This window comes from Goodfellowiella coeruleoviolacea, from assembly GCF_024171785.1.
GTDB classification, from domain to species: domain Bacteria; phylum Actinomycetota; class Actinomycetes; order Mycobacteriales; family Pseudonocardiaceae; genus Goodfellowiella; species Goodfellowiella coeruleoviolacea.
On the sequence record NZ_JAMTCK010000020.1, the window covers coordinates 67,896 to 88,684 of the forward strand.

Consider the following 20,789-nt stretch of genomic DNA (forward strand, 5'->3'; position numbering starts at 1 on the left):
CGGCCCGCTCAGCGCGGCAACGGAAAACCCCTGCCGATCGCGGGCGCGCGGCCAGCCCGCTGCTCGCCCCCGGCGGGCTCAGCTCCGGCGCGGCTCAGCTCCGGGCCGCCGTCGGCCGCTGCCCGTACAGCTCCCCCAGACCGATCAGCCGCACCGCTGACCCGCCGCCGGTCCCGTCCCGCAGCCCCGGGTCGAAACCGGCGGCGCTGAACCCCAGCAGCAGGCAGTCCTCGGCGTCGAACCCGCGCCCCACCAGCACATCCCGCGCCCGCGCGAGCCGCTCGATGTGCCGGGCACCGATCACCGTGCCCCACTTCACCTCGCCCAGCGCGACCACCCGCCGCCGGCGGCCACCACTGCCCGGCGCCAGCACAACCGCGTCGACCTGGATCTGCTCCCGACGCGCGGGATCGGTCACCACGCCAACTCCGACCTCGCCGACCGGTCGGTCCCCGAACACCTCCGGTCCGGCCCTCAGCAGGTACTCCCGACAGATGGTCTCGAAGTGCGGCCCGACGACCTGCGCGGCGAACCGCTCGGCCGACCGCTGCCACACCGCCTCGGCCTCGCCAGCCTCCAGTCGCGCCCACGCCGGCCTTGCCACCGCCTCGTAGAAGGTGACCAGCGGCTCGGCGATCCGGTACAGGGTGCGACCCGTCCGGAACACGTCGTCCTCGCGCACCAGCAGGTGGCAGTCCTCCAGCACGGTCAACGGGTGCGCGATGTCCACCGACTTGCGCCCGATGTAGCCGGCGATGCCGCCCCGGGTGGTGTTGCCCTCCGCCACGGCGGCCAGCACCGAGTGGTAGAGCGCGGGATCGCGGATCTCGGCTTCCTCGGCCAGCAGGTAGCGGGCCTCCCGGAACAACGGCGTCAGCGGCGAGAGCACCGTGCGGCACACCCACGGCCCGAAGTCGTCCAGGTCGGCTGGTGTGTCGTCGTCGAGGAACTGGGTGCGGTAGGCGGGCGTGCCGCCGACCACCGCGTGCAGCCGCACGGCCAGCCGGGGATCGTGGTCCACCGCCCAGAACCGCGCCGCGTCCTGGTAGGTGAACGGCCGCACCACCAGCTCCAGTCCGGCCCGCCCGCGCAGGGGCGCGTTGCCGGCGAGCAGGCCACCCATCATCGCCATGGCCGACCCGCACAGCAGCAGCCGCAGTCGGTTGGCCTGGGACTGGTACTTGTCGATCTCCCGCTGGATCAGCGACGGCAACTCGGGCACCACCCGCACCAGGTACGGGAACTCGTCGATCACCGCGAGCACCGGCTGGTCACCGCTGGTGCCGAGGGTGAACAGGTAGGTGATGGCGTCGTCCCAAGTGGCGAAGGTGAACGGGACGGGCGAGGCCACGTGCTCGGCCAGTGCGGCACCGAACTGCCGCAGTGTTTCGGCGGCGGTGGCCTCGGTGGCCCCGAAGTAGAACCCGGAAGCCGCGTTCGCCAGTGCCCGCAGCAGGTGGGTCTTGCCCATCCTGCGTCGGCCGCTGACCACCCCCAGCATCGCCCTGGGCGCTGTTCGGGCGGCGAAGGCGGCCAGGGCGCGCCATTCCGCGTCCCGGTCAAAGGTCCCCGCCGGTTTGGCTGGCCCGGATGCACGTGACACTCAGTCACTCCCAGAATGCAGGACTACAGTCCTTAGAAGTGTAGTCCTCCATTTTGGCGGCTGAATGGAGTACGCGGGCCGTCAGTCAGGGGTGCCCTGGGCTGGTTGTGCCGACCGCGTCGCCGCCGGGTCAGCCGAGCGGGGCGCCGTCGCTGTCGCCGCTGACCAGTTCCATCGGCCAGACCTCCTGGGTGAGCGGACCGGCCGAGCCGGCGCGGGCCATCTCGGCCAGCACCAGGTGGCCGAGGCGGCGGCCGTAGTTGGTCAGCGACACCCGGAAGCAGGTCAGGCTCGGGGTGAGCAGGTCCAGCACGGGGTTCTCCCGGAAGCCGATGACGGCCAGGTCGCGGCCGGGGGTCAGGCCGGCGTCGGCGAGGGCGCGGTAGAGGCCGATCGCGAGGGTTTCCTGCTCCAGGATCACGGCGGTGGGCCGGTGCGGGGCGGCCAGCAGCCGCGCCGCCAGGTGGTAGCCGCCCTGGCGGGTGTCGGGCACGCGGATCACCAGCTCGGGGTCGTAGCCGATGCCGTGCCGCTCCAGCGACGCCCGGTAGCTGTCCAGGAACAGGAAGGTGTTGTTGACGGTGCGGTCGGTGGTGCCCAGGGCGATGCGCCGGTGGCCGAGGCCGACCAGCCGGTCCACGGACTGCGCGGCCACGCCCTCGAAGTCCAGGTCCAGCCAGGAGTAGCCGCCCGCCTCGGTGCGGCCGAGGCCGACGAACGGCACCTTCTTCTCGATCAGGTAGTCGATCCGCCGGTCCACCCGCTGGGTGTCGGCCAGCACGATGGCGTCGGCCAGGTGCCGGTCCACGGCCTTGAACAGGAACTCGTCCGGCTGCTCGGCGGACCCGCAGGGCAGGATCACCAGGTTCAGCCCGCGCGGGGAGAGCACCTCCTGGAGTCCGTCGCTGACGTTGAGGAAGAACGTCTCACCGGACTCGGTGCGGGCGGTGTGCGTGGGCATGACCAGCGCGACCGTGTCGGTGGTGCCCTGGCGGAGGCTGCGGCCGGACTGGTTGGGGGTGTAGCCCAGCCGCTCGGCCGTCTCCCGGACCAGGCGCTGGGTCTCCGGGCTGACGTCCGGTCGCGCGTTCATCGCCCTGGAGACCGTGCTGATCGACATGCCGAGTTCCCTGGCGAGGTCGCGGATGCCGACCGCCTGCCTTCTCACCACCACGTCCCTTCGATCGGGGTCGAAATCCTAGCCGACCTCGGCACGACCCTTGTTTTTCCGGAAACGTTTCCGGTAGCGTGCCCGGAACGTTCCACTGTGGAGGATCAATGACGATCGAGGACCGGGTGGTCAGGAAGCTGACCGTGCGGCTGCTGCCCATACTCATCTTCGGCTACTTCATCGCGATCCTGGATCGCGCCAACGTCGGCGTGGCCGCGTTGACGATGAACGCCGACATCGGTCTCAGCGCCGCCGCCTTCGGCCTGGCCGCCGGGATCTTCTTCGTGCCCTACGTGATCCTGGAGGTGCCGTCCAACCTGGCGCTGGCCCGGTTCGGCGCGCGGTTCTGGATCGCCCGGATCATGTTCACCTGGGGCGTCATCTCCGGCCTGCACGCGATCATCTGGAACGCCGAGAGCCTCTACGTGCTGCGCGCGCTGCTCGGCGCGGCCGAGGCCGGCTTCTTCCCCGGCGTCATCCTGTACCTGACCACCTGGTTCCCGGCCGCCTACCGGGGCCGGATCATCGCCATGTTCACCACCGGCATCCCGATCGCGCTGGTCATCGGCACGCCGATCTCCGGGCTGATCCTGACCATGGACGACTGGCTGGGGCTGCACGGCTGGCAGTGGGTGTACCTGATCGAGGCGCTGCCCGCGGTGGTGCTGGCGGTGGCCATCCCGTTCCTGCTGCCCAGCAAGCCGGAGGGCGCCACGTTCCTCACCGAGCAGGAGCGGGACTGGCTGGTCGGCACGCTGGCCGCGGAGCGCGCCGCGCGCGACGCGCAGGCCGGCGCCGGCGGGCACTCGGTGCTCAAAGCGCTGCTCAGCCCCCGGGTGCTGCTGTTCTGCGTGGCCTACTACGGCCTGACCAACCTCAACGGCGCGGTCTCGACCTTCCTGCCGCAGATCCTGCAGCCGTTCGGGCTGGGCAACACCGCGACCACGTTCGTCGCGGCCGTGCCCTACGCGGTGGGCGTGGTCGGCATGATCGTGCTGGGCCGGATCGCCGACCGGCCCGGCCGCCGCTGGTTCGCCACCTACCTGGCGCTGGCCGTGGCCGTGGTGGGCCTGGTCGGGGCCGGCGCGGTCGACGTGCCCGTGGTCAAGCTGATCGCCCTGTGCGTGGCCGCGTTCGGCGTGTTCGGCGTGCTGCCGATCTTCTGGGGGCTGCCCACCGCGCTGCTGTCCAGCGCGGCGGCCGCCGGCGGCATCGCCCTGATCAACTCGCTGGGCAACATCTCCAGCGTGGTCAACCCGGCGGTGATCGGCGCGATCAGGGAGAGCACCGGCGACTTCAACGGCGGCCTGTTCTGGCTGGCCGGCATGGCCGTGGTGGCCGTCGTCGCGCTCGCCGTGATCTACCGGCTGTGGGGCGGGCGCACCCCGACCCCGTCCGCCACCAGCACCTCGACCGCGGGAGGTCACTGAGCATGCGCATCACCGAGGTCCGGCTCCGCCAGCTGAGCGGTGTCCTGCCCACCCCGGACGGGGACCTGTGGGAGGAACGCCTGGTCCGGCCGATCGACGTCTACCCGGAGTACCGCGACCGCGACGACCACGAGGGTGGGACGCAGACCGCGGCCGGCTTCCACATCCAGACCCACTTCGTGGAGATCGAGACCGACGAGGGGCTGGTCGGGCGGGCCGGCCCGGTGCCGGAGCAGGTGGCCTTCATCGTGGCCAGGAGCCTGCGGGAGCTGCTGGTCGGCCGGGACCCGATCGCGGGCGAGCGGCTGTGGGACCAGATGCACCGGCGCATGGTGCACGGCCGCCAGGGTGACGCCATGCTCGCGATCAGCGCGGTGGACTGCGCCCTGTGGGACCTGCGCGGGCGCTGGCTGGGCCAGCCGGTGTACCGGCTGCTCGGCGGGCCGACCCGGGAGGCGGTGCCCGCGTACGCGTCCATGCTGGGCTTCTCCGTGCAGGACCCGGAGCGGGTGCGGGCGCGCGCGATCGAGTACAAGCGACTCGGCTACCCGGCGCAGAAGTGGTTCTTCCGGCACGGGCCGGCCAGCGGCGCGGCCGGGCTGCGCAAGAACGTCGAGCTGGTGCGGACCGTGCGCGAGGCCGTGGGCGAGGACTACGACATCATGTTCGACTGCTGGCAGTCCATGGACGTCGGCTACGTCACCGACCTCGCCGCGCGGATCGCCGAGTACCGGCCCCGGTGGCTGGAGGAGGTCGCCATGCCCGACCGGGTGGACAGCTACCGGCGGCTGCGCGACCGCCTGGACATCCCGCTGGCCGGCGCGGAACACGAGTACACCCGCTGGGGGTTCAAGCGGTTCGTGGACGCGGGCGCGCTGGACGTGCTCCAGCCGGACATCTACTGGTGCGGCGGCCTGTCCGAGACGCTCAAGATCGCCGCCTACGCCAGCGTGCACGACCTGGTGACCATCCCGCACGGCCACTCGGCCGCGGCCACCCTGCACTTCTCGCTGACCCAGTCGCCGATGTCCACGCCGCTGCAGGAGCACCTGGTCAAGTGGAACGCGGTGCACCAGCACTTCCTGCGCCACCCGGTGCACCCGGTGGACGGCCTGCTGGTGCCCAACGACGAGCCGGGGCTGGGCATGGACCTGGACGAGAGCAGGATCGAGACGCAGCGGATCGTCTTCTCCTGATCCGCCCCGGGCGCCGGCGCCCGCGACCCGGCGCCCCGTGCCGGGCTGACCCGACCCGTTCGGCGCCCGGCCAGCGCGCGTTCTGATCGCGCTGGTTGCCACCCCCATCGCAACCAGCGCGATCACTTCCCCACCCCCCGGGAGCGGACCGCGTCCCCCCGGCCCCGGTTGTGCTGTGGGCCCAGGATGGACCGCACCGCGCACAGATCCCGCACAAGAACTGATCGTCTTCGCGCCCCGGGCCGACGCGTGCCGGCCCGGGCGGGGAACACGCAGGTGGGCGCGGGATTGTGGCACCGGGTGCGCACAGATGTCGCACAGCTTCCGCCCACAGGATGCGCCGAGTGGCGCTAGAACCGGGCCGGCCGGGTCGGCCAGGATGGCGGCGACGGCACCTGGCGCGGCACTGGATCTGGTGGGGAGCGCGGTCATGGAGTTCCGGCTCCTGGGGCCGCTGGAGGTGCGTCGGGCCGGCGAGCTGGTGCCGCTGGGTGGGCGCCGACAGCGGGCGGTGCTCGCGGCCCTGCTGCTGCGCGCCAACACCACGGCCAGCACCGGCTACCTCGCCTCGGCCGTGTGGGAGACCCCGCCGGTGGCCCCCGAGTCGAACCTGCGCACCTTCGTGGCCGGGCTGCGGCGCCGGCTGCGCGACGAGGGCGCGGCCCCGGTCCGCCTGCTCACCCGGCCCGGCGGCTACCTGCTGGTGGTGCACCCGGGCGAACTCGACCTGGACACCTTCCAGGACCTGGCCGGCCAGGGCGAGCGCGCGCTGCGCCACGGCGACCACGCGACCGCGGCGGACCGCCTGGACCGGGCGCTGCGGCTGTGGCGGGGCACGCCGCTGGCGGAGCTGTCACCCACCTCGCTGTTGCAGGCCGAGGTGACGCGGCTGGAGGAACTGCGGCTGGGCATCGCCGAGCAGCACGCGCGGGCGCACACCGAACTCGGTCGGCCCGAGGCGGTCATCGGCGGGCTGCGGGCGCTGCTGGCCGAGCACCCGCTGCGCGAGGAACTGTGGGCGCGGCTGATGCTCGCGCTGCACCGCGCCGGCCGGCAGGCCGACGCGCTGGAGGTGTTCGGCCAGGCCCGGCGCCACCTGATCGAGCAGGCCGGGATCGAGCCGGGCCCCCGGCTGCGGCAGGTGCAGCGGGAGATCCTGGCCGGTGCGCCGGAACCCGCCCCCGAACCGTCCACTGTGGACGACGAGGTGGCCGCGTGGCAGCAGCTGCCCATGGACATCAGCGAGTTCACCGGCCGGCGGGCCGAGCTGCGCCGGCTGCGCGCGCTGGTGGACGAGGCGTGCGCGGGCCGGCCGGGGGCGGTCGCGGTGGTGGTGGTCGAGGGCATGGCCGGGGTGGGCAAGACCCGGCTGGCCGTGCACGCCGCCCACCAGTTCGTCCACGAAGGACGGTTCGCCGACGTGCAGCTGTGGGCCGACCTGCGCGGCTTCGACCCGCAGCACCCGCCGGCCGGGGCGGCCACCGTGCTGGAGGGCTTCCTGCGGCTGCTCGGCGTGCCCGGGGAGCGGATCCCGCAGGGCCTGGAGCCGAGGGCCGCGCTCTACCGGGACCGGCTGGCCGGCCGCGACGCGCTGATCCTGCTGGACAACGCGGCCAGCGAGGAACAGGTGCGGCCGCTGCTGCCGGGCGCGGCCGAGCACGCCCTGGTGCTGGTCACCAGCCGGCGCAGCCTGGCCGGCCTGGACGGCGCGCGCTGCCTGCCGCTGGACGTGTTCGCGCCGGACGAGTCCGTGGTGCTGCTGGCGCAGCTCACCCAGGACCACCGGGTGGCCGCCGCGCCCCACGCGGCCCGGCGGGTGGCCGAGCTGTGCGGGCACCTGCCCATCGCGGTCTCCCTGGCCGCCCGGCGGCTGCGCAGCCGGCCCGCGTGGAGCGTGACCGACCTGGTGGACCGCCTGGAACACGGCGAGAACCGGCTGGACGACCTGGCCCCACCGCGCACCCGCGGCCTGCCCGCCGTGTTCGACCTGTCCTACCGGGCGCTGCCGCCCCGCCAGCAGCGGACGTTCCGGCTGCTCGGCCTGCACCCGGGCGAGGACTTCACCGCCGAGTCCACCTCGGCGCTGGTCGGCACCACCCCGCAGCACGCCGACCTGCTGCTGGAGGCCCTGCTCGACGAGCACGTGCTGCACCAGGCCACGGCCGGCCGCTACCGCTTCCACGACCTGATGCGCTCCTACGCACGCGAGCGCGCACGGCTGGACGAGGACCCGGCCGACCGGCGGGCCAGCGTGCACCGGCTGCTCACCTGGTACCTGCACGCCGCCGAGGCCGCCCGCGCCGTGCTCGACCCGCAGCGCACCCGGATCATCTCGCTGCACCCGCTGCCCGCCGGCTGCGTGCTGCCCGGGTTCGCCGACCACGCCGCCGCCCTGCGCTGGTTCGAGGCCAACCGGGCCGCCCTGCTGGCCGCGGTCCGCGCCGCGGCCGAGCACGACCTGCTCCCGGTGGCCTGGCAGCTGCCGTGGGTGCTGCTCAGCTTCTACTACCGGCGCAGCCACTGGGACGACTGGCTCACCACGCACCGCGTCGCCCTGGACGCGGCCCGCGCGCTGGGCGACCGCCGCGCCGAGGGCATCACCTGGCGCAACCTCGGCGTGGCCCACAGCGACCTGCGCCAGTTCGACACCGCCATCGACTGCCACCGGCGCGCCGAGGCCCTGCTGGCCGAGGTCGGCGACCGGCACGGCCAGGCGTGGAACCTGAACAACGTCGGCGTGGTGTACGTGGACGTGCACCGGCTGGCCGAGGCGGCCGACTGCTTCTCCCGCGCGCTGCCCATGTTCCAGGAGACCGGGGACCAGCAGGGTGAGGCGATCTGCCTGAACAACCTGGGTGACACCCACCGGCTGCTTGGCGAGCCCGACCGGGCCACCGACTGCCTGGAGCGCGCGCTGGCCCTGCAACGGCGGCGCGACGACCAGAGCGGGTTGCGCTACACCCTGAGCACCCTCGGCGACGTGCACCACGACACCGGCCGCCACCAGCAGGCCCTGTCCTGCTACCGGCAGGCCCTGGCGATCAGCCAGGCCCTGGGCGACCAGCGGACCACGGCCAGGGCGCTGGCCCAGGTGGCCGCGACCCTGCACGCCATCGGCGACACCGCCGCCGCGCGCGAGCACTGGCGGCGCGCCCTGGCCATCTTCGACGAGCTGGGCGACCGCGACGCCGACGAGATCCGCGCGCGGCTGGCGGCGCTGGACTGAACCGGGACTGGCTGAACCGGGGCTGCTGAGCCGGGGCGCGCTGAGCCGGGGGCCGAACCGCGGGGCGGCTGAACCGCGGGAGCTGAACCGCGCACCCGGTTCCGGTGCGGGCGCTCCCCCACGGGGGTGGCGGACTCCGCCCCGGTGGTACCCGGGCCCGGCCCAGGGGTAGCCGCAGGAGGACAACCGCCAACCGCAGCAGAGGAGGTCCCATGGCACCGCCAGCACCCACGACCGGCAGCCGGTCCGCCGTCTTCGTCGGCGGACCGGTCTACCCCACCAACCCGAACGCCGGGCAGGTGGTCGCGGACCTGCGGGGGTCGGGGTTCACCACCGTCATCCTCTGGAGCATCCACGTCTGGTGCGACCAGACCGACGAGCAGAACCCCAACAACGGCGACCTGTACTACAACGGCGAGCTGATCGTCCACAATGGAGAGTACGTCGGCGACCCCGCGTGGCCGGATCTGGTGGGACAGCTCAAGACCGGGGACGGCACGTCGGTCAACCGCGTGGAGGTCTCGGTCGGCTCGGGCGGTGTCTCCGACTGGAACAACATCGCGTACCTGATCAACGCGCAGGGCACCGGGAGCACGAGCGTCCTGTACCGCAACTTCCAGGCCCTGCTCGCGGCGACCGGGGCGGACGCGGTCGACAGCGACAACGAGGACTACTACGACGTGGACTCGGGCGTGGCCTTCATGCGGATGACCCAGGACCTCGGATACCCCAACTCCACCTTCGTGCCCTTCGACAACCAGGACTACTGGGCGGCGCTGAAGGCGTCGCTCGGTTCGTTCGTGGACCGCACCTACGTGCAGTGCTACGCCGGCGGTGACATCAACGCCAGCGCCGAAGCGCTGATCGAGTGGTCGAACCAGCTGGACGGCATGTCCGTCGACCCCGGCCTGTGGTGCAGGCACACCGAGGAGACCGGCGACACGTGCGCCTCGGGTGACTCGCCCACCGACGTGCACGACACGCTGAGCGGCTGGATCAGCGAGTCCGCCCCGCTCTCCGGCGGCTTCATCTGGCTCTACGACGACATCGCGAAGTGCGCGCAGCAGACCGGCTGCACCGCCGCGAACTACGCGCAGGCGATCAACCAGGCCACCGGGGTGAGGATCCCGGTCACCACCAGGTGAGGGCCGGCCCGCCCGTCACCCCCGGGCCCGTCACCCCCGGGCCCGTCACCCGCGTGCCCGGCGCTGCCGGTAGGCGCGCTGCTGGCAGCCGCGGGAGCAGTAGGACCGGGGCCGGCCGCGCCCGGGTTCGGCGATGGCCGCCCCGCAGACGAGGCACCGCGCGACCCGATTTCCATCACGAATTTCGTCACGCCCGTCGGGGTGGGCGGTCCCCTCGGGGTGGGTGGTTCCCCCGGTGCGGGCGGTGATCAGCAGTTCGATGCCGTCGAGCACGCGGGCCAGACCGAACTCGAACGCGTCCACCGGCCGGTCGTGCCCGCCGGCCACCCACAGCCGACGCAGCACCGGGTAGTCGTCGAGGCGCTCCCACAGCGAGTCCCGCTCGCCCCACCACTGCTCGTGGCTCTCCCCGGTGCGCTGTTCGGCCTCGGCCCGCTCCGCCTCCTGCCTGGCGTTGACCTGCACGAAGCCACCGACCAGGTCGACCACGGCGAGCACCTCGGCCGGCGGAAGGCCGGTGCGCTCGGCCACCGCCAGGGCGCGCTCGTAGTCGGCCATGATGTGGGGGCCGGGCAGGTTCCGGCTGCCCACGCTGTCCACCAGCCACCGGTGCCGCCGGTGCAGCGCGCGGTGCTCGCGCGCCCACGCGGCCAGCCCCGCCCGCCAGTCGACCTCCGCCGCTCCCCCGGCCGCCGCCGCTCCCCCGGCCGCGGCTGACTCTGCCTTGGCGGACGGGCCGACCTCGGCGAACACCGCCTCGCGCATCAGCTCGACCAGTTCGGCCCGGCCGGGCACGTGCCGGTACAGCGACATGGTGGTGTAGCCGAGCCGCTCGGCGATGCGGCGCATGGACAGCGCGGCCAGGCCGTCGGCGTCGGCGAGTTCGACCGCGGTCGCCACGATCCGCGCCAGGGTCAGCCGGGGGTTGCCGCGCCGGCCGTCGTCCCAGAGCAGCTCGACCGCCCGCTCCGGATCGACCGGCCGGTCCTCGTCCGTCGCCACCTCGTCTCCCTCCCGTCGCCGCCACGGCTTGCCAACGATAACCCACTCGTGTTTATGCTGTACGCACTGTTTACGGCATAAACACTTTCTGGAGGCCCAGCAGTCATGGCCGAACCCCCGATCTTCGTCGCCCCCTGGGGCGACGACACCTGGCCCGGCACCGTCGAGCGGCCGCTGGCCACCGTGTTCGCCGCACAGCGGGCCGTCCGCGCCCGCACCGCCACCATGACCGGTGATCTCGTGGTGCACCTGCGCGCCGGCACCTACCACCTGGACCGCACCCTGGAGTTCCGCGCCGACCAGGGCGACTCCGGCACCGGTGGGCACCACGTGCGCTACCAGCCGCACCGCTTCGGCACGGCCGAGCAGGAGACCGTCGTGCTCAGCGGCGGGCGCGCGGTCACCGGGTGGACCCCCGGTGCCGACGGCGTCTGGACCGCCCCCGTCGGCGACCTCGACGTGCGACAGCTGCACGTCGACGGCCGCCGCGCCGGCCGCGCCGCGCACACCACCGGCATCCCCGGGAACGTGACGAAAACCGAGACGGGTTACGTCACGGACAGCTCGGTGCCCCTGTCCTGGCACGGCGCGGACGGCATCGAGTTCGTCTACCCGGGCGTCTACCCGTGGTCCGAGGCGCGGTGCGCGGTCGCCGGGATCACCGCGACCGAGCACGGCACCACCATCACGATGGCCCAGCCGGCCTGGGACTGGGCGCGCAGGCTCTACGACGCCGAGTGGCACGGTGCCACGTCCGAGGACGGCGACCAGGTCGACTGGGTGCCGCTGGCCAACCCACCGCTGATCGAGAACAGCCGCTCGTTCCTCACCGAGCCGGGCACGTTCGTGCTCGACCGGTCCACGCCCGGCCAGCACGTGCTGCACTACCTGCCGCTGCCCGGCGAACACCCGGAGCGCACCGAGGTGGTCGTGCCGGTGCTGGAGACCCTGGTGGCCGGGAGCGGCACCGAGCAGCACCCGCTCACCGGCCTGACCCTGCGCGGGCTCACCTTCGCCCACGCCGGCTGGTCCGGCATCCGGCGCACCGGCGGCTACCTGCACTACCACGGCGTCAACCACTACCTGGGCGGCGGGCTCACCCAGTTCGCGCTGCCCGAGGGCATGGGCCGGGTGACCGTGCCCACCGAGACCGCGCGGCTGCCGGCGAACGTCGAGTTCACCCACGTCGCGCGGCTGGCCCTGGTGGACAACCACTTCACCCACCTGGGCGCGGGTGGGCTGAGCATCGGCGAGTCCAGTGTGGACGTCCTGGTGCGCGGCAACACGTTCACCGACATCTCCGGCAGCGGCATCACCGTCGCGGACAGCGCGGACTGCGTGATCGAGGACAACCTGGTGCACGACATCGGCCGCGAGTACCGCGGCTCACCCGCGATCGCGCTCAGCCAGACCAGGGACGCGATCGTGCGGCACAACGAGATCCACCACGTGCCGCACAACGGGATCGTCGTCACCGGTGGCGAGCGGGCCAGGGGCACCCAGGTCGTGGCCAACCTGATCCACCACACCATGACCGCGCTCGCCGACGGCGGCGGCATCTACGTCTCGGCCCCGCAGGGGGCGTCGTTCGCCAGCGGCGCGGTGATCCGGGGCAACGTCATCCACGACACCGTCACGTCCTACAACTTCGGCCTCTACACCGACTACGGCGCGGCCTGGGTGACCGTGCTGGGCAACGCGATCCACCGCGGCGACACCCCGGTCGTGCTCCAGGTGTCGCCGCCGCTGCGGCACGTGGCGTTCCTCGGCAACTTCTGGGACGCCGAGCCCTCGGGCCACGACACCCCACCCGACACCGTGGTCGTCGCCGGCAACACCGTGCTGCCCGGTGACGACTTCACCCGGGCGCTGGCCGCCGATCCGGCCGGCGCCGACATCCTGGCCACGGCCGGCCGGCGGACCGCCACCGGCCAGCACCCGCCGGCCGGCTGACCGATCACCGGTCCGGCCACGACCGCGCCGGTCAGAGCGGCTGGCCGTTGACGGTGACCCCGGTCAGGGACAGGTCGTCGACGAACTCGACGGTGCTCGGGCTGACCACCCCGGTGAAGGCGCAGTCGCGCAGGCGCACGTCCACCACGTGGTCGGTGGGCAGGCCGACCAGGTGGAGCACGGCGCGGGCGCCGTCGAGGCGCATGTCGCGCACGTCGATGTCGCGCACGAGCACCGGCTGATCGCCGGGCTCGCCGTTGTAGTCGGTGGTGACGAAGACGGCGTCGCGTTCCACGCCACCGCCGGTGAACCCGCGCAGGTGCACGCCGTCGACCACGCCGCCGCGCCGCTTGTTGGTCTTGACGTACAGGGGGTACTTGACCGGGTAGCGCCCGGGGAACCCGGCCGGGTTGACCACGCAGTGCTGGGCGTACACGTCGTGCACCCCGCCGGACATCTCGCTGCCCACGGTCACGCCACCCCACCGCCCGGCGAGCAGGCAGTTGTCGATGACGATGTGCTCGCTGGGCACCCCGACCCGGCGGCCGTCGGCGTCCCGCCCGGCCTTGACGGCCACGCAGTCGTCGTTGGTGTCGAACCGGCAGCCGGTGACGCGCACGTGCGAGCTGGCCTCGGGGTCGCAGCCGTCCGTGTTGTACAGGACACTGTGGACGGTCACGCCGCGCACGGTGACGTTGTCCGACAACACCGGGTGGATCGTCCACATCGGAGGGTCGAGCAGGGTGACGCCGTCGACGAGCACGTTGTGGCAGCGGTGGAACTGGACCATGCTGGGCCGCAGGTGGTGGCCGGCGCCGAAGACCCGGTCGGCCACGGCCACGCCCTCGTCGCCCATCCGGCGCAGCCGCAGCTGGTCGGCGTGCTGCGGCCCGCCGTCCGCGTACCAGCTCTCCCACGGGCCGAGCCGGGCCTGCCCGTCCAGCACGCCGGCGCCGGTCACGGCCACGTCGGTGCGGCCGTCCGCGTGCACGAACGGCGAGTAGTTGTAGCACTCGGTGCCCTCCCACCTGGTCAGCACCACGGGCAGGTAGGCGGCCGGGTCCGGGCTGAACGCGATGGTGGCGCCCTCGGCCACGTGCAGGTCCACCCGGTCGAGCAGGTGGATGGCCCCGGTGGCGAACCGGCCGGGCGGCACCAGCACCCGGCCGCCGCCCGCGTGGTGGCAGGCGCTGACCGCCCGGCGGAACGCCGCCGTGCAGTCGGTCCGCCCGTCGCCGACCGCGCCGAAGTCGGTGATCCGGAAGACGCGGTCGGGGAACACCGGCGGCCTGATCCGGTCGAGGACGTCCGGCAGCCGCCGCCAGGGGTCGGCCGGGTCGACGGACCGGGCCGCCACGGACCGCCCGGTCAGCAGACCGGTGGTGAGCACACCGCCGGCCAGCGCGCCACCCACCGCCAGTGCCACGCGCCGGGACCGCGCCACCTCGCGCCTCGCACCCATCCGTCGCTCCGGTACTTCCCGTGACCCCACCAGGTCAACGATCGGGACGACCACCGAGTGCCTGCCGCGCCCAACGGCGGCCACCCCAGCGCGCCTCCCGCGTCGCGCCACCCCGGCCACCCAACGGTGGCCACCCCACCGCGCCACCCGCGTCGCGTCACCCCCGGCGCGGTCGCCCTACCCTGACCGCCACCTGACCGGGCGGCGGTCGCCAAGATCGGGGGGCGGATCCGGGAAAGCCCTGACGTGCCGGTGGGGCGGCGCGGCGAAGGTAACACCGTGAAACTCACCGGCGTCTGCCTGATCACCGCACCGTTGTTCTTCCTCTGCTACGGCATCATCCGGCTGGTCGGCCGGCTGGACGGCCAGTACGGCCCCGGGCTGGACTGGCAGGCCGCCCACGTCAGCAACCTGATCGGCCTGCTGCTGTGCGTGCCGCTCGCGCTGGGCCTTGGCCGCCTGCTGGCCGGAACGCGTGGGCGCGGCCTGGCCGTGGGGCTCACCCTGGTCGGGGTGGCCACCTCGGTGGTCCAGTTCGTCGTGGACATCGTGGCCGGCCTGCTCGCCGCGGACCGGGCGGAGATGAGCGCGATCTCCCGGGGGTTCACCAGCCTCCCCGGCGTGCAGCCGGTCTTCTACCAGGTCGGCCCGCAGCTGATGTTCGTCGGCCTGCTGGTGCTGGCGGTGCTGCTCGCGCGCGCCAAGGCACTGCCCTGGTGGGGCCCGGTGCTCGTGCTGGCCGGCCCGTGCCTCGGGCTGGTCTCCCTCGACCTGCTCCCGGTCGCCGCCCTGTGCCTGCTCGCCGGCTTCGCCCCGCTCGCCCTGCGCCTGCTGCGCGGCACCGCCGCCCCGCTGCCTCGGCCGTCCGCCGCGACCGCGCTCACCGCATCGCCTCGATTCCGCTGATCAGCATGTCCAGCACCGATCCGAACAGGACGTCCGGGGATTCCACAGTGGACTCCCGGCTGATCAGCCGCAGGTTGGGCAGGTCGTCGTCCGGCTCGACCGGCGCCACCCCGGCCCACACCGCGGCGGGCTGGGCGGCCGGCGGCCGGTCCCGCCAGGAGTCCCAGACCTCGGCGAACCCGGCCACCTGCAACACGGTGATCATCCAGGCCCGGTACGCGTTCTGGGTGGACAGTCCGATGTCGAGGAAGAAGCCCAGCAACGCGTCGTCGGCGCGCAGCGCGTGCGGTGCGGCGAACGGGGTGAGGTCCTCGGCGCGGGCCAGCGCCAGCAGCCCGGGGTGGGCCCGGTACCAGGCGCGCAGCGCGTGGCAGTGCGCGCGCAGACTCTCCCGCCACCGGGTCGGGTCCAGGCGCGGTTCGGGCAGGTCGGCCTGGCAGACGGCGACCAGCTCGCGGAGCAGGTCGTCCCGGTCGGCCACGTAGTTGTACAGCGCGCGCGGTGACACGCCGAGCCGGGCGGCCACGTTGCGCATGCTCAGCTCGGCCGGGCCGCCCTCGCCCAGCACCGCCAGGGCGGCCCGGGCGATCCGTTCCCTGGTCAGCGTGGGCCGTCCGGTGCGGAACTCCGGTCGCCGGCGCCGCCGCACCCCGGGGGTGGCGGCCGGGGTCGCCGGGTCCGGTCCGGCCTGCTCGTCACTGGCCACCACGGCATCGTAGTGTCGGCTTGAACTTCACACACCGTTGACTTCAACGGGTCGGAGCGGCCACACTCGGTCGGCCGATCACGCCGAACCCCCGGGAGTCGTCATGCGGTGGTCCCTCGTCCTCAGTTGTGGCGTCGGCTTCGGGCTGGTGCTGAGCGTGCTGTTCACCGCGGCCCTGTTCGCCGGCGCCGCGGTCAGCCGGGACTTCCTCCTGGCCGACTACCCGCCGGAGATCCAGCGCCGCTACGGCCGAGCCCGCAGCGAGCGGGGCCGGCGGGTCGCCACCTGGGTGGGGGTGCTGTTCTGGGGCGGCTGCTGTCCGCCCCTGGCGGCCGGCGCCGTGCTCACCCTGTCCTCGGCGCTCGGCGGCGACGTGGGCTTCGCGCACGCGGCCGCCACCGGCGCGGTGATGTTCGCCACCCTCACCGTGTTCGACCTGGTCATCCTCGACTGGGTCATCTTCGCCGGGCTGCGCCCACGGGTGTTCACCCTGCCGGGCACCGAAGGCATGGCCGAGTACCGGGACCTGCGGTTCCACGCGGTCGCCGCGCTCAGGGGCAGTCCGCTGATCGTGGTCGCCGGCCTGCTCCTCGGCGGCGCGGTCACCGCCATCGAGGCACTCAGCTGACCGGCCGCGCGCGCCGATGTCACAAAGTCCGGCCCTGTGCGGTCCTGTTGGGCGACAGGGCGGACCACGCCCACCGACCCGACACCGAGGAGCCCCGCATGACAGCGCTCAACCCGGACCACGCCGTGCTGGTGCGCGCGGCCGACGCCGAGGTGCTGCACGGCACCACCACGGTCCACCTGCTGGCGGACGGATCGGACACCGGCGGGGTGATCAGCGCCGCGCGCAGCCGGATGCCCAGGGACACGGCGGGTGCCTCCCCGCACCACCACCGCAACGCCGCGGAGATGTTCTTCGTCATCGAAGGCGGCCTGGACGTGCTGGTCGGCGACCGGGTCGTCACCGCGCGGGCGGGTGACTTCCTGCTGGTGCCACCGGGCATGGCGCACGCCTTCCGCACCCCGGCCGACACCGGCGCGGACTTCCTGTTCCTGATGCCCGAGGTGGACCGGTTCGACTACTTCCGGTTGCTCAACCGGGTCCAGCAGGGCCTGGCCAGTCCACAGGAGATCCTGGACAGCCAGGAGCGGTTCGACAACCACTTCCACGAGAGTCCGGTGTGGACGGAGCACTGCGCCGGCCGCTGACCCCGCCTCCGGGCGCGGCCGGCGCGCGCGGTCAGCGCACCACCCGGTAGTGCGTGGTGAGCCGGCCGTCGTCGTCGAGGACGTGCAGGGCGATCATCGGCGGGCTGTCCAGGTCCACGATGTCGCCGCGCTCCCACGGCAGCAACCGGGCCGTGGCCACCACACCGGGCGCGACCAGCAGCGGCCGACCGGCGAACGTGGTGGCCGCGGCCTGGTGGGCGTGTCCACACAGGACCGCCACCACCTGGGGGTGGCGGTCGAGCACCGCGGCCAGCCGCTGCTCGCCGAACTGGCGCATGGTGTCGCCGACCGGGTTGTGCAGCGGCACCGGCGGGTGGTGGAAGCAGACGAAGACCGGTGCGCCGTCGCGGTGTTCGGTCAGCACCTCCTCCAGCCAGGTCAGGGTCTCGTCGGCCAGGTAGCCGTCGTCACGCCCGGGAATGCTGGAGTCGCACAGCGCGAACACGGCCGCGCCCACCCGCACCACCTGGTTGATCGGCTCGTCGCCAGCGGGGTCATCGCCGGTGGGCTCGCCGAGCAGCACCTCGCGGTAGGCGCCGCGCACGTCGTGGTTGCCCGGGCAGGTCAGCACCGGCAGGGCCGTGCCGGCCAGGATCTCGTTCACCCGCGCGTACTCGTCGGGCCGGCCGTGGTCGGCGATGTCCCCGGTGAGCAGCACGGCGTCCACCGGAGCGGCCAGGTCACCGATGAAGCGCAGCACCCGCCGCGCCCGCTCGACGGACCGGTCACCCCCGTCGACGTGCACGTCGCTGATGTGGGCCAGAACGAACATGTGGGCATCCCCCTCCGCGTCACGCCCGGGGCCCGGGGTCGTCCGGGACCGCTGCTGCCGGGCCGGGCCACCGGTGCGCCCCACACAGTGCCAGCACCTCCCGAGGCATGGCGCCCCGGTCCGGCGAACCGGTTGGGGTCAGCGCAGCTGCCGGTAGGTCCCGGCCGAGCTGAACGCCTGGTCGATCGGCGCGATGAGCGAGGCCAGGCGACGGGCGCCCTCGGCACCGATCGGTGTCCACAGCGCGGCGCAGTGCTCGTCGGTCTCGACCTCGATCCGCTCGCGCGCCGCGGCGCCGGCCTCGGTCACGGTGCCGTCGGCGTTGAGCCAGCCGCGCGCGACCAGCCGGGCCGTCGCCCCGGCCCACTCCTCGTCGCTCCACTGGCGGGTCGTGCGCACCAGCCCGAGCGGGAGGCGGCCGGTCGCGGTCTGCAGGACGTTGCAGTCGCACGGCCCGAGCCGGTTGTCGGCGAGCACGACCAGGTGCGCGTCCCCGCGCCACTCGCGCAGCACCGTGATCTGCTGCCACAGCGCGACGAGCGGATCGGCCGGGAGCGCGACCGACGCGTTCGCGGCGGCCAGCGGCTTGCCGGCGTGGTCGGCGGCGGCGACGACCGGGTCGATCAGCGACCGCGCCGCCGCGATCTGCTCGGCGGTGAGGGGCACGCCGACGCGGCGCATCGCCCGACCGGCGGCGGCGAAGCGGGCGGCCTGCCAGCGCTCGGGCGGGGCGACGTCCCACACGCCCGCCATCTGCCGCACCGAGCGGGGGCTGAACCCGTAGAAGGTGGCGAGCACGACCTGCCACGGCACCGCGCCCAGCGCCGCCGCGCGGAACGCGAAGTACCTCGGCCGGGAGGCGGTGACCCCGAGCGTGGCGGCCTCCTCCTCGCTCTCCGGGACCAGGTAGATGAACCGGTGGGCGGCGTTGACGGCGAGGCTGACCTCGCGAACGGCGGTCATGTCCATGAGTGGGTGTCCCCTCAACGAGGTCGGCGGGACGCGTCAGGCGTCCTCGGGCGGGTGTCCGGCGGGTGTGGCCTGGTCGGCGAGCGCGGCGGCGGTGACGGCGAGGTGGTCCGCCAGGGCGGCGGCCGCCGCCTCGCCCTGCCGGCTCAGCGCCAGCTGTTCGAGCCGGCGGTGTTCGGCCAGGTAGTCGCGGGTCGGGGTGCTGGCGGCCGACCAGCGGCGGGACAGCTCGCTGGCGGTCCACAGCCGCTCGAAGGTGTCCAGCAGGACGTCGTTGCCGCACGCGTCGAGCAGCGCGCGGTGGAACGCGTGGTGCGCGGCGGCCCACGCGTCGGAGAAGTGGACGTCGTCGTCGCGCTCGAACGGGGGTGTGCGGGCGAGCCGGTGGTGGGCGGCGCGCACCCGCGTTTCCCACTCCAGGTCGCCGCGGCTGATCGCCATGCGCAGCATGGTCGGCTCGATCGCCGCCCGCGCCTCGGCGATCACCTGCCACCGCGCGTCGCCCGCCTGCGGCACCACGAACCCCCGGTTCGGCAGGCGCTCGGCCAGGCCCTCCCCGACCAGCCGCAGCAGGCACTCCCGGACCACCGCGAGACTCACCCCGTGCGCCAGGGCCAGCTCCTGCGGTTTCAACGCCTGCCCCGGGCGGAACTCGCCGTGCAGGACCGCCGCCCGCAGCGACTCGTAGGCCCGCACCGACGGCGCCACACCCCTGCCGTGCTCTGCCACGCACTCGACCCTAGCCCAGATAATCGATTTTTGGAAGAACAATCGACTTGGGAGGCGTCGTGCTGGCTCGGCCGCGGCCCGGCCGGCCGGGGTCACCACCACCGCCCCGAGACCCGGACCCCACCTCGTTTGTCCGAAATAGACAGTCTGGTGTGGACGCGGTGGCGAAGGGCCATCACTCGCCCGGCCGGGAAACGAGAGCGGCCACTCCTGATCGGCGAAGGCGAAACCGCGTGCCCGCCGCACACGTCTGACTCGCGTCAACCGGCCGGGACAGTCGCGGCCGGACGGAGTCAGGGAGTAGCGGAATGTCGTTGCGGGTACGGCGGACACTGGCCCTCGCCGCGCTGACCGGCGCGGTGGCACTCGCCACCACCGGCTGTGGGAGCTACACGTCCGGCATTCCCTTCGTGCCCGGTGGCGTGGCAAAGGGGACCAGCGACGCGGGCAGCGGGCGCACCGGGACCGCCGCGACCAGGAACACCCCGGTGCCCGAGGCCAAGCAGCTGCCGCCGGTCTGCGACGCCGTGCGCAACGTGGTGGACACCTTCGGCTTTCCCGAGGGCACCGAGTACGAGCCCAGCACGGCGCAGGGCTTCGAGGGCGGTCCTGGCCAGACCTGCAGCGTGTCCAATGAAGCGCTGTACGACGACCTGTACGGGGCGCTCGAACTCAGCGTGACGGTCGCGCTGAACGCCAAGGGCGCCAAGGCGATGGCCGAGTACAGCGAGACGTACAAGAGCCTGTCCGAGGACGGCGGTGGCGGCGGCGTGATCGACCTCCCGCCGGCGGACCTGGCCTACCTCAGCCCGGCCATCACCAGCAAGGTCCAGCTCTACACGTTCAAGTCGAACATCGCGGTGACCGTGCTGTACCAGAACGACGGCGAGCCCGCCGACCAGGTGCTCAGCCAGGCCAAGGCACTGGCCGTCGCCGCCCTGGAGGCGGTCACCTACGAGTGAGGCGCCAGGCGGCCGGGGACCCGCGCCGCCGTGCCTGCCCGCGCCCGACCTGATTGCCCGTGGCCGACCTGATCGCCCGTGTCCGACACCCACCACCGTCGGCCACGGCTGTCTTCCCTTGTCGGCCACGGCCGTCACCCGTGTTCCGCCACGGCTGTTCTCTGGTCGGCCACGGCCGTCACCAGTGTCAACCACGGCCGTCACCCGTGTTCCGCCACGGCGTCGCGGACGTGGTGGGCGGAGTTGTGGCAGGCCCTGCCGGCCGCCCGGTTATCCACAGGCCGGTCAGTTATCCACAGGCACCGCGCAGGGGCTGGGCCC

The 20,789-nt window shown here is 73.4% G+C and carries 17 protein-coding genes; 9 read left to right on the forward strand and 8 right to left on the reverse strand.

The features are described from left to right. Positions 1 to 94 precede the first annotated feature (94 nt). The gene (locus LX83_RS33535; protein ID WP_253778939.1) at positions 95 to 1,603 is read right to left on the reverse strand and encodes an ATP-binding protein; all 1,509 of its coding nucleotides are present in this window, start codon (positions 1,601 to 1,603) and stop codon (positions 95 to 97) included. A gap of 130 nt (positions 1,604 to 1,733) precedes the next feature. Continuing rightward, entirely contained in the window at positions 1,734 to 2,771 is a 1,038-nt protein-coding gene (locus tag LX83_RS33540; RefSeq protein ID WP_253778942.1) for a substrate-binding domain-containing protein, read from the reverse strand. Between the two features lie 110 nt (positions 2,772 to 2,881). Here LX83_RS33540 and LX83_RS33545 point away from each other — a divergent pair, with 110 nt between their 5' ends. The 4 genes from LX83_RS33545 to LX83_RS33560 all read left to right on the forward strand — a co-directional run bounded on the left by LX83_RS33545 (position 2,882) and on the right by LX83_RS33560 (position 9,771). Next, complete coding sequence (locus LX83_RS33545; protein WP_253778945.1) at positions 2,882 to 4,204, forward strand: MFS transporter; 1,323 nt, start codon at positions 2,882 to 2,884, stop codon at positions 4,202 to 4,204. A gap of 2 nt (positions 4,205 to 4,206) precedes the next feature. After that, a complete protein-coding gene (locus LX83_RS33550) occupies positions 4,207 to 5,400 on the forward strand; it encodes an enolase C-terminal domain-like protein (RefSeq protein WP_253778947.1) in 1,194 nt (397 codons plus the stop codon). Between the two features lie 430 nt (positions 5,401 to 5,830). After that, positions 5,831 to 8,626: an AfsR/SARP family transcriptional regulator gene (locus LX83_RS33555; protein ID WP_253778948.1), complete on the forward strand. Its 2,796-nt coding sequence runs from the start codon at positions 5,831 to 5,833 to the stop codon at positions 8,624 to 8,626. Between the two features lie 212 nt (positions 8,627 to 8,838). Continuing rightward, complete coding sequence (locus LX83_RS33560; protein ID WP_253778950.1) at positions 8,839 to 9,771, forward strand: lysyl endopeptidase; 933 nt, start codon at positions 8,839 to 8,841, stop codon at positions 9,769 to 9,771. A gap of 45 nt (positions 9,772 to 9,816) precedes the next feature. Here LX83_RS33560 and LX83_RS33565 read toward each other — a convergent pair whose 3' ends face one another. Continuing rightward, complete coding sequence (locus LX83_RS33565) at positions 9,817 to 10,773, reverse strand: TetR/AcrR family transcriptional regulator (protein ID WP_253778952.1); 957 nt, start codon at positions 10,771 to 10,773, stop codon at positions 9,817 to 9,819. Between the two features lie 105 nt (positions 10,774 to 10,878). Between LX83_RS33565 and LX83_RS33570 the strand changes: the two genes are divergently transcribed. Next, positions 10,879 to 12,726 (forward strand): right-handed parallel beta-helix repeat-containing protein, encoded by a 1,848-nt coding sequence (locus LX83_RS33570; RefSeq protein WP_253778954.1) that lies wholly within the window; start codon positions 10,879 to 10,881, stop codon positions 12,724 to 12,726. Positions 12,727 to 12,757: 31 nt separating this feature from the next. Here the strand turns inward: LX83_RS33570 and LX83_RS33575 are convergent, their stop codons facing one another. Further along, on the reverse strand, positions 12,758 to 14,188 hold the full coding sequence (locus LX83_RS33575) for a glycoside hydrolase family 28 protein (protein WP_253778956.1): 1,431 nt from the start codon (positions 14,186 to 14,188) through the stop codon (positions 12,758 to 12,760). Between the two features lie 279 nt (positions 14,189 to 14,467). On the opposite strand from LX83_RS33575, the gene LX83_RS33580 reads away from it, so the two are divergent. Beyond that, positions 14,468 to 15,094: a hypothetical protein gene (locus tag LX83_RS33580; RefSeq protein ID WP_253778958.1), complete on the forward strand. Its 627-nt coding sequence runs from the start codon at positions 14,468 to 14,470 to the stop codon at positions 15,092 to 15,094. Here LX83_RS33580 and LX83_RS33585 read toward each other — a convergent pair. Next, a complete protein-coding gene (locus tag LX83_RS33585) occupies positions 15,069 to 15,800 on the reverse strand; it encodes a TetR/AcrR family transcriptional regulator (protein WP_253778961.1) in 732 nt (243 codons plus the stop codon). The two genes, LX83_RS33580 and LX83_RS33585, sit on opposite strands and share 26 nt — an antisense overlap. Positions 15,801 to 15,903: 103 nt before the next feature. On the opposite strand from LX83_RS33585, the gene LX83_RS33590 reads away from it, so the two are divergent. Further along, on the forward strand, positions 15,904 to 16,428 hold the full coding sequence (locus tag LX83_RS33590) for a hypothetical protein (protein WP_253778963.1): 525 nt from the start codon (positions 15,904 to 15,906) through the stop codon (positions 16,426 to 16,428). A gap of 98 nt (positions 16,429 to 16,526) precedes the next feature. Continuing rightward, on the forward strand, positions 16,527 to 17,015 hold the full coding sequence (locus tag LX83_RS33595) for a cupin domain-containing protein (RefSeq protein WP_253778965.1): 489 nt from the start codon (positions 16,527 to 16,529) through the stop codon (positions 17,013 to 17,015). Positions 17,016 to 17,046: 31 nt separating this feature from the next. Here LX83_RS33595 and LX83_RS33600 read toward each other — a convergent pair whose 3' ends face one another. The 3 genes from LX83_RS33600 to LX83_RS33610 all read right to left on the reverse strand — a co-directional run bounded on the left by LX83_RS33600 (position 17,047) and on the right by LX83_RS33610 (position 19,506). Then, entirely contained in the window at positions 17,047 to 17,808 is a 762-nt protein-coding gene (locus LX83_RS33600) for a metallophosphoesterase (RefSeq protein WP_253778967.1), read from the reverse strand. Between the two features lie 138 nt (positions 17,809 to 17,946). Continuing rightward, on the reverse strand, positions 17,947 to 18,771 hold the full coding sequence (locus tag LX83_RS33605) for an SCO6745 family protein (RefSeq protein WP_253778969.1): 825 nt from the start codon (positions 18,769 to 18,771) through the stop codon (positions 17,947 to 17,949). Between the two features lie 42 nt (positions 18,772 to 18,813). Further along, positions 18,814 to 19,506: a GntR family transcriptional regulator gene (locus LX83_RS33610; RefSeq protein ID WP_253778971.1), complete on the reverse strand. Its 693-nt coding sequence runs from the start codon at positions 19,504 to 19,506 to the stop codon at positions 18,814 to 18,816. Positions 19,507 to 19,814: 308 nt separating this feature from the next. Here LX83_RS33610 and LX83_RS33615 point away from each other — a divergent pair, with 308 nt between their 5' ends. After that, positions 19,815 to 20,468, forward strand: coding sequence for a hypothetical protein (locus LX83_RS33615; protein ID WP_253778973.1), 654 nt, complete (start codon positions 19,815 to 19,817; stop codon positions 20,466 to 20,468). Positions 20,469 to 20,789 lie beyond the last annotated feature (321 nt).